We start from the raw sequence: 12,296 nt of genomic DNA on the forward strand, positions 1-12,296 counted from the left end.
CATGGGAACGAACGACTTTAAACTGACTGGAAGCCCAATGATGAAAAACACTCTGTTTAGCCGCCCAGTCAAAGCACTGGCCCTGGCCATCGGCCTGTTCAGCCCGGCGGTTTTCGCCGCCGATACCCCCCTGAAAATCGGCACCACCGCCGCCTTCGCCATTCCCCTTGAAGCCGCTGTCGAAGAAGCCGGCAAACAAGGCCTGAAGGTCGAACTGGTGGAGTTCAGCGACTGGATCGCCCCGAACGTCAGCCTGGCCTCGGGGGACATCGACGTGAACTACTTCCAGCACATCCCGTTCCTGGAAAACGCCAAGGCCACCGCCCACTTTGACCTGGTGCCGTTCGCGCCGGGGATCATCAACAACGTCGGCCTGTACTCGAAAAAATACAAAAGCTTCGATGAACTGCCAGTGGGCGCCAGCGTGGCCATCGCCAACGATCCGATCAACAGCGGACGCGGCCTGCAGTTGCTGGCCAAGGCCGGGCTGATCAGCCTCAAGCCAGGGGTCGGCTACAAAGCCACCGAAGACGACATCGTCGCCAATCCGAAGCAGATCAAGATCCTTCAGGTCGAAGCCGTGCAACTGGTGCGCGCCTATGACGACGCCGACCTGGTGCAGGGCTACCCCGCCTACATCCGCCTGGCCAAGACCTTCGACGCCGGTTCTGCCTTGCTGTTCGACGGTCTGGACCACAAGGAGTACGTGATCCAGTTCGTGATCCAGCCGAAAAGCAAGACCGACCCGCGCCTGATCAAGTTCGTCGACATCTACCAGCATTCACCCGTGGTGCGCGCCGCCCTGGACAAGGCCCACGGCAAGCTCTACCAAGCCGGCTGGGAAAGCTGAGCATGAGCGCCGCCATCCAACGGCGACTGGAGATTCCAGAGCCCCATGACGCCGAACAGACCGAACTGCATCCGCAACTCACTCACGCTCACGTGCGCTTCATCGGCCTGGGCAAGACTTACCAGGGCCAACAGGGTCCGGTGGCGGCACTGCAGGGCATCGACCTGGCGATCCAGCGCGGCGAAGTGTTCGGCATCATCGGTCGCAGCGGCGCCGGCAAGTCGTCGCTGATCCGCACTATCAACCGCCTTGAACAACCGAGCAGCGGCCGGGTGCTGATCGATCACGTGGACATCGGCGAGTTCGATGAGGACCGCCTGGTGGCGCTGCGTCGGCGCATCGGCATGATCTTCCAGCACTTCAACCTGATGTCGGCCAAGACCGTCTGGCAGAACGTCGAGCTGCCGCTGAAGGTCGCCGGCGTGCCGAAAGCCGAACGCGCGGCCAAGGTGCGCGAACTGCTGGAACTGGTGGGCCTGCAAACCAAGCACAAGGCCTACCCGGCGCAGCTCTCGGGGGGGCAAAAGCAGCGCGTTGGCATCGCCCGGGCGCTGGTGCACGACCCGCAGATTCTGCTGTGCGACGAGGCGACTTCAGCACTGGATCCAGAGACCACCCAGTCGATCCTCGGCCTGCTGCGCGAGATCAATCGGCGCCTGGGACTGACCATCATCCTGATCACTCACGAGATGGCGGTGATCCGCGATATCTGTGATCGGGTGGTGGTGCTCGAGCACGGGCGAATCGTCGAGCAAGGCCCGGTCTGGGAAGTGTTTGGCAACCCACGACACGAGGTCAGCAAAACCTTGCTGGCGCCGTTGCAACACGGACTGCCAGAAGAGCTGCAAAGCCGCCTGCAGCCCCAGCCACATTCAGCGCAAGCCGCCGTCGTGCTGCGCTTGCAGTTCACTGGCAGCGGCGCGGATGAACCTGACCTGGCGGCGCTGTTCGGCGCCCTGGGTGGGCATGTGCGCTTACTGCAAGGGGGTGTCGAGCGGATCCAGGGGCATGCCCTCGGGCAATTGCTGCTGGCGGTGACAGGATCGTCCCTGGGGGCCGAAGAACTGCGACAACGGGCCACTCAATGGGCGCAACAGGTGGAGGTGCTGGGTTATGTGGTTTGATCGATTGTTGCAGGGCGTTATCGACACCTTCCTGATGGTTGGCGTGTCGTCGCTGATCGCACTGTTGGCGGGTATTCCGCTGGCGGTGATCCTGGTCACCAGCGCCAAGGGCGGGATCTACGAAGCGCCGGCATTGAACCGGGCGCTGGGGGCCTTTGTGAACCTGTTCAGGTCGATTCCGTTCCTGATCCTGATGGTCGCGCTGATTCCCTTCACCCGCCTGATCGTCGGCACCACCTATGGCGTCTGGGCCGCCGTGGTGCCGCTGACCATCGCCGCCACGCCATTCTTTGCGCGCATAGCGGAAGTCAGTTTGCGTGAGGTCGACCACGGCCTGATCGAAGCGGCACAGGCCATGGGCTGCCGGCGCTGGCACATCATTTGGCATGTACTGCTGCCCGAAGCACTGCCGGGGATTGTCGGCGGGTTCACCATCACCCTGGTGACCATGATCAACTCCTCGGCCATGGCCGGTGCCATTGGTGCCGGTGGGTTGGGAGATATCGCGTACCGCTACGGCTATCAGCGTTTCGACAGCCAGATCATGCTCACGGTGATTGCGCTGCTGGTGATACTGGTGGCGGCGATTCAGGTTGGAGGGGATCGACTGGCGCGGGTCGTCAACAAACGTTGAATCGTTTTCCGCCGAAGGGACGCGGAGCCCGGGAACGATCAGACGCAAAAAAAGCTTATAGTCGGCCCATCTCCTTTGCCTGCGCAGCCGATCATGAAGCACACCCCCGACGACCTCCAGCAGATCACGACCACCACCCTGGGCCACTACGAGGAAGTGGCCGAGGATTTTCGCGAAGGCACTCGCGATCACGATGTCAGCCAGAACATCGACGCGCTGCTACGGCATATCCAGGGTACGGCACCGTTCACCCTGCTCGATTTTGGCTGTGGGCCGGGCCGTGACCTGAAAACCTTCACCGCCATGGGTCACGTTGCCATTGGCCTCGACGGCTGTGAACGGTTTGCCCAGATGGCGCGCGATGACAGCGGCTGTGAGGTCTGGCAGCAAGACTTTCTCAACCTTGACCTGCCGGCCGAACGCTTCGACGGCATTTTCGCCAATGCCGTGCTGTTTCACATTCCTGTTCAAGAACTGCCCCGAGTGCTCAAGCAGCTGCACGGCACCTTGAAACCGGGTGGGGTACTGTTCAGTTCGAACCCGCGCGGGGATAACCGTGAAGGCTGGAACGGGCAGCGTTTCGGGGCCTATCACGACCTGGCGGCGTGGCAGGTGCTGCTGACAGCTGCAGGGTTTGTGGAGCTGGAACATTACTACCGGCCAGCGGGGCTGCCGAGGGATCAGCAGCCCTGGTTGGCGAGTGTCTGGCGCAAGGGATAACAGACTGAAGTCGGTGACGCCCTGCGGTGGTGACGCAGGGACGTGGAGCGTCCCGGGAGGCATTCCCACGCAGGCGCGTGGGAACGATCATCAAACGGCTTGTTTCTGCGGTTCCTTGATCTTGTACCAGGCCACATACAGCGCCGGCAGGAACAACAGCGTCAGCAAGGTGGCGACAATGATCCCGCCAATCATCGCGTAGGCCATCGGCCCCCAGAACACCTCACGGGCAATCGGGATCATGCCCATGCTCGCGGCAGCGGCGGTGAGCAGAATCGGCCGGCGGCGGTGTTCGGTGGCTTGCACCACGGCATCCCAGGGTGAACAGCCGCTGCGCTCGAGCTCATCAATCTGGGTGACCAGGATCACCGAGTTGCGGATGATGATACCGATCAGCGCAAGAATCCCCAGGATCGCCACAAAGCCCATGGGCGTGCCCGTGGGAATCAGCGCCAGGACTACGCCGATCAGACCCAGCGGCGCGACACTGGCGACCAGGAACAGCTTCTGCACGCTGTGCAGCTGGATCATCAGGAAGGTCGCCATCAGGAACAGCATTAGCGGCACCACTTTGGCGATCGGACCCTGAGCCTTGCCGCTCTCCTCCACCGTGCCCCCCGTGGCGACCTTGTAGCCCACTGGCAACGTGGCGGCGAATTTATCGATGTCCGGCTTCAACAACCGCACCAGGTCAGTGGGCTGGATCTCATCGCGAACCGCCGCCTTGATGGTGATCGTCGGCTTGCGGTCACGACGCCAGACCAGTGGCTGCTCCAGCTCATAGCGCACGGTGGCGAAGGCCAGCAACGGAATCGAGGTGCCACCCGGTGTCACGATCTGCAGGTTCTGCAGGGTTTCCGGCGTCCCCCGTTCGCTGTCCACCGCGCGGCCGATCACGTTGATCAGGTAGATGTCATCGTCAACCTGGGTCACCGTCGAGCCGCTGACAATGCCATTCATCAAGCTGGCCACGTCCTCGGATGACAACCCGAGTTGCCGCGCCTTGTCCTGGGCAATATCGATGCGCAAGACCTTGCCCGGTTCGTTCCAGTCAAAAATGATCTCGCCGATGTGCGGGTTCTTGTCCAGTTCGCTGGCCAGGTCGATGGCGTGCTTGCGCACCTGATCGATGTCCTTGCCGCTGACCCGGTACTGGATCGGCCGCCCGACCGGCGGGCCCATTTCCAGCGCTTGTACATAGCTGCCGATACCGACGAAATCCTTGCGCAGCCGCTCGCGCAACCGCTGGCTGAGTTCCGTGCGCGCCTGGAAGTCCTTGCTGACGATCACCAGCTGCGCATAGAAGGGGTTCTGCAATTGCTGGTCGAGTGGCAGGTAGAAACGAATCGCGCCCTGGCCGATGTACGTGCTCCAGCGCACGATATCCGGGTCGCCCTTGAGGGTCGCTTCCAGGCGGTCAACGGCCTTGCGGGTTTCATCCAGCGAGGCGTTTTGCGGCAGGTTCAGGTCGACGAGAATTTCCGGACGATCGGACGAAGGGAAGAACTGGTTCTGCACAAAGCGCATGGAAAACACTGCCAGCACAAAGCACAGCACGGTGATACCGATGGCCCACCAGCGATTGCGCATGCACCAGAGCAAACCACCGTTGAAGGCCCGGCCGATGCGCCCTGGCTCGGCAGAGTGCGGTTTGACCTTGGTACTGAGGATGTGCACGCCGATCACCGGGGCAAACAGCACCGCGACAATCCACGACACGATCATGGCCACCGCGATCACGGCAAACAAGGTGAAGGTGTATTCGCCGGCAGAGCTACCGTTCAGCCCGATCGGCACAAAACCGGCGACGGTCACCAGGGTCCCGGTGAGCATCGGGAACGCGGTCGAGGTATAGGCGAAGGTCGCCGCCTGTTCCTTGGTTTCCCCCATTTCCAGGCGCGTGACCATCATCTCGACGGTGATCATCGCATCATCCACCAGCAGGCCCAGGGCGATGATCAATGCACCGAGGGAAATCCGCTGCATGGTGATGCCACTGTATTCCATGAACACAAAGACCATCGCCAGCACCAGCGGAATCGAACACGCCACCACCAGCCCGGCGCGCACACCGAGGCTGATGAAGCTGACCACCAGCACGATGATGACCGCTTCGAACAGCGCGCTGGTGAAGCCGCCAACGGCCTCCTCCACCACTTCGGCCTGGTCCGACACCTTGTGCACGCCAACCCCCACCGGCAGGTCCGCGGTGAGCTGATCCATGCGTGCGTGCAGGGCCTTGCCGAACTCCTGAATGTTGCCGCCCGCCTTCATGGCAATCGCCAGGCCAATCGCCGGCTGGCCATTGAAGCGGAACATCGGGGCGGCCGGGTCGACATAGCCACGGGTAATGTCCGCGATGTCGGCCAGGCGGTAGAAACGGTCGTTGAGCCGCAAATTGACCGCCGCCAGGTCTTTCTCCGAAGCAAACTGCCCGGAGGTGCGCACGGAAATCCGCTCGGGACCGGCCTCGATCACCCCGGCCGGGGTCACGGCGTTCTGGGCTTGCAGGCTCTGCACCACCTCGCGCTGGTCAAGCCCCAGGGCCGCCAGCTTGCGCGTGGAGAAGTTCAGGTACAGCACTTCGTCCTGCTGGCCGACCATTTCGATCTTGCCCAGCCCCGGCACGTCGCGGATCTCGGCGCGCGCCTGCTCGACGTAGTCGCGCAACTGGCGCATCGACAGGCCATCGGCGGTAAAGGCAAACACCGAGCCGAACACATCACCGAACTCGTCGTTGAACGACGGCCCCTGTATGCCTTGCGGGAAGGTGCCGCGAATATCGTTGATCTTCTTGCGCACCTGGTACCAGATTTCCGGAATGTCCTTGGCCTTGGTGGTGTCGTGCAAGTAGACATACACCGTGGACTCGCCGGGCCGGGTGTAGCTTTTCACGTAGTCGAGCGAGTCGAGCTCTTCGAGCTTCTTCTCGATCCGGTCGGTGACCTGCTTGAGGGTTTCTTCCTGGGTCGCACCGGGCCAGCGGGTCTGGATCACCATGGTCTTGATGGTGAACGAAGGGTCTTCCTCGCGCCCCAGATTGAGGTACGAAAACACGCCCATGAGCAAGGCAACGAACATCAGGTACCAGACGAAGGACTGATGCTTGAGGGCCCATTCGGATAAGTTGAAACTCCCTTTCATCGCGGGCTGTCCTCGTCGACTTTCACTTTCTGCCCCGGCTTGAGGCTGTTCACTCCGGCGCTGACCACGCGCTCGCCACTCTTGAGGCCCCGCCCCAGGATCACACTGTCGGGACCACGGCTGACCACGCTGACCTCGCGTGGAGAAACGGTTTGGGTGTGGGGGTCGACCACCCAGATACGGGTTTTGCCGTCGACTTCCTGCAAGGTGGTCAGCGGCAGTTCAATGCGCGGTTCGATAGCGGTACGCAGACTCACGCTGATGGCCGTACCAAGGCGGAACCCCACGGGCGTTTCCGTCAGGGTCAGGCGAGCGCGCCGGGTACGGGTCGCGCTTTGTGCCTGCGGTTCGATCTCGCGGATGATGGCCGTTGTGCGCATGCTCGGGTCCAGTTGCGCCGAGACTTCGAACACCACGTCGGTCGGCAACTGTTCGGCAAGGGTGGCCGGCAGGTCAATGACCGCTTCCTTGATGTCCGGCCGCGCCAGGGTCACCACTTGCTGTCCGGCGCTCACCACCTGTCCGGCCTCGGCGTTCCAGGCCGTGACGACAGCCGCATGATCCGTGCGCAGCTCGGTATAGGCGAGCTGGTCCCGAGCCTGGTTGACCGCCGCCCGAGCCTGATCCAGTGACGCCTGGGTGGTTTTCAGGTCGGTCTGGGCAATGTCCAGTTGCGCCTGGGCACCGACGCCCTGGTCAAACAACTCCTGCTGACGCCGGGCATTGGCCTGGGCGTTGATCAATTGCGCCTCGATCTTCGCCAGGTCGCCCTGCGTGGAGCGCAACTGGTTTTGCTGTTCCGTCGGGTCGAGGGTCGCCAGCAACGCGCCCTTCTCGACTTCGCTGCCGACATCCTCCGCACGGCTGGCGATACGTCCCGGCACACGGAAACCAAGATTGCTTTCGTAGCGAGCCTGGATGGTCCCGGCAAATCGTCCGAGATCCTCCTGATCCAGCGCCTGTACCTTGATGGACAACACCGGACGCACCGGCTCCGGTGGCGCCTCTTTCTCCGAGCAGGCCGACACCAGCAGGCCCGCCGACAACAACAGTAGCCAGCGCTTCATGGTTGGGCTCCCGGCGATTGCATCGAGGGTTGGGCAGGCGAGGGGACAATCTCCACCAACACATTGGGGTGCAGCAACTGGCCGCCGGCGGTGACGACTTTCTCTCCGCCGGTCAGGCCCTCGCTGATGATGACTTTGCCGGTCAGGTAACGACCTACCTTGACGGTCTTGAGCTGTGCCTTGCCGTCAGCATCCACCAGCCACACGGCCGGCTCGCTGAGGTTCTTGGTCAGTGCCGCCCAAGGCAACTCGACCACGGACTTGCCTGGTACCTTGCCCGTGGCACTGACCACAGAGCCCAGCCGCATGCCTTCAGGTAGCTCCGCAAGGGTCACCTTGATCTGTACCGTGCCGCTTTGCGCCGACACGGCCGGGGTAATTTCACGCACGATACCGGTGGTCTTGATGCGCGGGTCATCGAGCAGACTGACCACCACGGTCTTGTCTTCGGGCTCCTCGAGCAGCAGTGATTCATAAACGTTGAACACCGCGTCGCGATCGCCGTCCCGGGCCAGGCTGAAAATCGGCACCGTGGCCTGCACCACCTGGCCGACTTCCGCCTGACGCGCAGTGATCACGCCAGGCGCATCGCTAACCAGCGCGGTGTAGCTCAGTTGCTGGCGGGCATTGGCCAACTGCGCCTGCGCGGCCGCCAGGGCGCTCTGGCTGCTGCGCAATGCCGCCTGGGCAGAGTCGTATTCGCTTTGGCTGGTATAGGCTTTGGGCAGGAGTTTTTGCTGGCGGACGAACGCGGCAGCCGCCTGCTTGACCCGCGCCTGTTCGGCGACCACTTGGGCCTGAGCGCTGTCGAGGCTGGTCTGCAGGTCTTTCGGATCGAGCCTGGCCAGCACTTGCCTGGCTGACACGCGATCACCGACATCCACCATGCGCTGGATGATCTTGCCGTCCACGCGGAACGACAACTCGGTCTGGACCCGCGCCTGAACATCCCCGGTGAGGGTCACCGAGGCCGCGAACTCAGTGGGTTTTACCTCTTGCACGAACACCCGTGGGCGTTCCTTTTCAACGGGCTGCTTGTCGCCGCACGCGGTCAACAGGGCAAAGAGGCTCAGGCCAACGATACACTTCAATCCGGGACCAGCCATGCAAGCTCCTTTGCGTAATACGGGCGGACGGGTAACGATCAGACAGTGAGCGCAGATCAGGGTTTGCTTGATGCGTACCCAGCGACTCAAGCACCGTGCGCTCACAGAGCTGCCGACAATAAGGCAAACTGACCTCCAACGCAGCAGGAATTCCCCAATGCTCAACACCCTGGCGGTGGCCAATTACCGCTCGATCAATAAACTGGTAATCCCACTGGGCCGGCTGAATCTGATTACCGGGCCCAATGGCAGCGGCAAATCCAATCTCTACCGCGCGCTACGTCTATTGGCCGAGACTGCTCAGGGCGGTGTGGTCAACGCACTCGCTCGCGAAGGCGGGTTGGATTCGACCTTCTGGGCCGGCCCGGAAAATATCAGCCGACGCATGCGCAACCATGATGTGCCGATTGAGGCCTCGGTGCGCCAGGGGCCCAAGCGCTTGCGCCTGGGCTTCGCCGGCGAAGACTTCAGCTACGCCATCGCACTGGGCCTGCCCATGCCGTTGCCAGAACGTGTGTCGTACTTCTCGCTGGACCCGGAAATCAAACGCGAATGCATCTGGGCAGGCGCCGTGTATCGTCCGGCGAGCCTGCTGGTGAACCGTGCCGGCCCCATGATTCGGGCCCGCGAGGGGCGCGACTGGGACGTCCTGGCCCAGCACACGCCAACCTTCGACAGCCTGTTCGATCAGGTCGGCAACCTGCGCTCATCGCCGGAAGTCTTGCTGCTACGCGAGCACATCCGGGGCTGGCGCTTCTACGATCACTTTCGCAGCGACGCCGACGCCCCGGCGCGCCAGGTACAACTGGGTACACGCACGCCAGTATTGCATCACGATGGTCGTGATCTGGCGGCGGCGTTGCAGACCATCCGGGAAATCGGTGATCCCGAGGCGCTGCAAAGCGCGGTCAGCGATGCCTTCCCCGGTGCCCGGCTACACATCGAGCCCGTGCAAGGCGGCCGCTTTGCCATTGAGTTTTATCAGGACGGATTACTACGCCCGCTGTCCGCCGCCGAGCTGTCGGACGGCACCTTGCGTTACCTGCTGCTGATCGCCGCGCTGCTGACGCCACGACCTCCGACACTGATGGTCCTCAACGAACCGGAAACCAGCCTGCACCCGGACCTGCTGCCGGCCCTGGCCCGCCTGATCATCCGCGCCTCGCAAGACTGCCAGGTGTGGGTGGTGTCCCACGCCAGCCGCCTGATCGCCGCGCTGCAGCAAGACCCCGAGTGCAATTGCATCGTGCTGGAGAAACAGTTTGGCCAGACGCAAATCGTTGGGCAGGGGATGCTGGATGAACCGGCGTGGAACTGGCCGGACTGAAACAGCGGGCTGATGCCTGGCCGCGCGGTCAGGCGGCCGCTTGAGTCACTTGAAAAGTTGTCCCTCGGATTGGCGAAGTCCGCAGATGACAGCTATTTTCCTTTGCGCTGTAGGAGGGTTCTTTCTTTCACCTCATCCCTCCAAGGACGAACAGCGCTCGGTCAGACTCCCCGACCCGACATCCAACAAGGACGATCAACATGGCAGACCTGAACACCCCTCCGCGACTGGACCCGCAGGATGTCGTGAAGTGGTTGGTGGCGTTGCGCCAGGCATTGAAGCCCCCGGCGGCCTGAGCGAGATTCCGGGCTTGATCTTGAAGCGAGTGGGCCTGCCACCGATCTGATGATCATAAAAAACGCCGACGCGGGTGAAAGCCGTCGGCGTTGAAACCTTGAACGGGGCTGCGGCATTATCAGAACGCTGGCAGTACCGCACCACTGTACTTCTGGGCGATGAATGCTTTGACTTCAGGACTGGTCAGGGCCTTGGCCAGTTTCTGGATCGCAACACTGTCCTTGTTGTCTGGACGCGCGACCAGGAAGTTCACGTACGGCGAATCGGCACCTTCAATCACCAGCGCATCCTTGGCCGGATTCAGGCCGGCTTCCAGCGCGTAGTTGGTGTTGATCATGTCCAGGTCGACCTGATCCAGCACACGCGGCAGCATGGCCGATTCCAGTTCCTTGAACTTGAAGTTGTGCGGGTTCTTGGCAATGTCCTTCGGCGTGGCCAGGGCGTTTTTCGGGTCTTTCAACTCGATCAGGCCGGCTTTCTGCAACAGGATCAGCGCACGGCCGCTGTTGCTGCCTTCATTCGGGATGGCGATGGTGGCGCCGTCTTTGAGCTCAGCCAGGGACTTGACCTTTTTCGAGTAGCCGCCGAACGGTTCGACGTGCACACCGATCACCGTCTCCAGGTGAGTGCCTTTGCCTTCGTTGAAGCTCTTGAGGTACGGCAGGGTCTGGAAGTAGTTGGCGTCCAGACGCTTCTGATCGACCTGCACGTTCGGTTGAACGTAATCGGTGAAGATTTTGATCTCCAGATCCACGCCTTGTTTGGCGAGGGTCGGCTTTATCAGTTCAAGAATCTCGGCGTGCGGCACCGGCGTTGCGGCAACCACCAGCTTCTCGCCTGCCTGGGCGATACCTGCGGTCAGGGCAGCCGCCAATGCGGTGAACAACAGAACCTTTTTCATGCAGTGTCCTTATTTGTCGTTGTCGACAACGGCTAAAAAGTGAGGTGCCAGTGAAGGGCTATCAGTGGCGTGGAGCGGACAATACCGAGGTTTTTTATTCCTGAATAATATCTTTTATTCACTTTCATATTCCATTTTGTTCTTTTTGCAGCTGCCCTCTTTGTCACCCGGTAATGCCTACAGGGACTGCGCCAGGCTTGCGAGCAGGCGCCCGAGCGCTGCGCGTTCAGCGGCCGAGCCGGTGGTGATGAGCTGTGTGGCCTGCTGCTCGATCAACGACAAGGGCGACACCACCTGTGGCAAGTTCAAATGCGCAGGTTGTATCTCCTCGCCACTACTCACCAGCAACGCAAAGTGAATGACATTTTCCAGCTCACGGGTGTTGCCCGGCCAACTGTGTTGCTCCAGCAGCCGTTGCGCTGCCTCGCTGATGAACGGTACTGGCAGGTCAAGGCGCTGGCTGTAGATACCCAGGAAGTACTCGGCCAACGATTGAATGTCGCCGACCCGCTCACGCAGCGCCGGCAGTTCAAGCTGGCCTTCGCTGAGGTAATGGAACAGTCGCTCGTGGAACTTGCCGGCGGCCACCGCCTGTGCCAAGTCAATGCTGGTGGCCGCCACCAGACGTACATCCACTGGGCTGGGCTGCTGCGCACCGACCCGGGTGACTTCGTGGTTCTCCAGAGCCGCCAGTAATTTGGTCTGAATCGGCAACGGCAAATCGCCAATCTCGTCCAAGTACAGGGTCCCGCCATTGGCCGAGCCAAACCAGCCGGCGCGACTGCTGGCCGAGCCGCTGAAACCGCCACCGGCATAACCGAACAACTCGGCATCGGCGTAGGTCGGGCTTATGGCGCCGCAGTTGACCGATACAAACAAACCGCCACGGTCACTGGCGCGGTGAATGTGTCGCGCCAGCAACTCTTTGCCGGTACCGGTCTCACCGCGAATCAATACGCAAATCGAGCGCGGCGCCAGTTCCTCAAGGTCCTGGCGTAGCTGGCGCGAGCGTGGATCGACGAACACCAGCGCCTTGGCGCGGATGCTCAGCGGGCTTTTTTCGGCATCGGGAAAGGTCAGCAAGGACTGACCGAAAGACTCATGCACACTCATGACGGACTCCCGC

The 12,296-nt window shown here is 61.8% G+C and carries 10 protein-coding genes; 5 read left to right on the forward strand and 5 right to left on the reverse strand.

What is annotated here, in order from left to right:
* The first annotated feature begins 40 nt into the window (after positions 1-40).
* From AC3WQN_RS15170 to AC3WQN_RS15185, 4 genes are all read left to right on the forward strand, one after another.
* Positions 41-850, forward strand: coding sequence for a MetQ/NlpA family ABC transporter substrate-binding protein (locus tag AC3WQN_RS15170; RefSeq protein ID WP_103399616.1), 810 nt, complete (start codon positions 41-43; stop codon positions 848-850).
* 2 nt (positions 851-852) lie between these two features.
* The gene (locus tag AC3WQN_RS15175) at positions 853-1,974 is read left to right on the forward strand and encodes a methionine ABC transporter ATP-binding protein (RefSeq protein WP_103399575.1); all 1,122 of its coding nucleotides are present in this window, start codon (positions 853-855) and stop codon (positions 1,972-1,974) included.
* Positions 1,964-2,608, forward strand: coding sequence for a methionine ABC transporter permease (locus tag AC3WQN_RS15180; protein ID WP_095082107.1), 645 nt, complete (start codon positions 1,964-1,966; stop codon positions 2,606-2,608). The genes AC3WQN_RS15175 and AC3WQN_RS15180 overlap by 11 nt, the downstream gene beginning before the upstream one ends.
* A 93-nt stretch (positions 2,609-2,701) precedes the next feature.
* Positions 2,702-3,328, forward strand: a complete 627-nt coding sequence (locus tag AC3WQN_RS15185; protein WP_103399576.1) for a class I SAM-dependent methyltransferase — start codon at positions 2,702-2,704, stop codon at positions 3,326-3,328.
* 90 nt (positions 3,329-3,418) lie between these two features.
* Here AC3WQN_RS15185 and AC3WQN_RS15190 read toward each other — a convergent pair whose 3' ends face one another.
* From AC3WQN_RS15190 to AC3WQN_RS15200, 3 genes are read right to left on the reverse strand one after another with little or no spacing between them, the layout of a single operon-like run.
* Positions 3,419-6,472, reverse strand: a complete 3,054-nt coding sequence (locus AC3WQN_RS15190; RefSeq protein WP_095144504.1) for an efflux RND transporter permease subunit — start codon at positions 6,470-6,472, stop codon at positions 3,419-3,421.
* Positions 6,469-7,539 (reverse strand): efflux RND transporter periplasmic adaptor subunit, encoded by a 1,071-nt coding sequence (locus tag AC3WQN_RS15195; protein ID WP_103399577.1) that lies wholly within the window; start codon positions 7,537-7,539, stop codon positions 6,469-6,471. Before AC3WQN_RS15195 ends, AC3WQN_RS15190 begins: the two co-directional genes overlap by 4 nt.
* Positions 7,536-8,645: an efflux RND transporter periplasmic adaptor subunit gene (locus tag AC3WQN_RS15200; protein WP_103399578.1), complete on the reverse strand. Its 1,110-nt coding sequence runs from the start codon at positions 8,643-8,645 to the stop codon at positions 7,536-7,538. The genes AC3WQN_RS15195 and AC3WQN_RS15200 overlap by 4 nt, the downstream gene beginning before the upstream one ends.
* A gap of 157 nt (positions 8,646-8,802) precedes the next feature.
* Between AC3WQN_RS15200 and AC3WQN_RS15205 the strand changes: the two genes are divergently transcribed.
* Positions 8,803-9,972, forward strand: a complete 1,170-nt coding sequence (locus tag AC3WQN_RS15205) for an AAA family ATPase (RefSeq protein ID WP_103399579.1) — start codon at positions 8,803-8,805, stop codon at positions 9,970-9,972.
* A gap of 415 nt (positions 9,973-10,387) precedes the next feature.
* Here the strand turns inward: AC3WQN_RS15205 and AC3WQN_RS15210 are convergent, their stop codons facing one another.
* Together AC3WQN_RS15210 and AC3WQN_RS15215 are read right to left on the reverse strand one after the other, a co-directional pair.
* On the reverse strand, positions 10,388-11,170 hold the full coding sequence (locus AC3WQN_RS15210; protein ID WP_095144500.1) for a MetQ/NlpA family ABC transporter substrate-binding protein: 783 nt from the start codon (positions 11,168-11,170) through the stop codon (positions 10,388-10,390).
* A 177-nt stretch (positions 11,171-11,347) separates the two neighbouring features.
* Positions 11,348-12,283, reverse strand: coding sequence for a sigma 54-interacting transcriptional regulator (locus AC3WQN_RS15215; RefSeq protein ID WP_103399580.1), 936 nt, complete (start codon positions 12,281-12,283; stop codon positions 11,348-11,350).
* Positions 12,284-12,296: the final 13 nt, after the last annotated feature.

The sequence above is a fragment of the Pseudomonas sp. FW300-N1A1 genome (assembly GCF_058789115.1).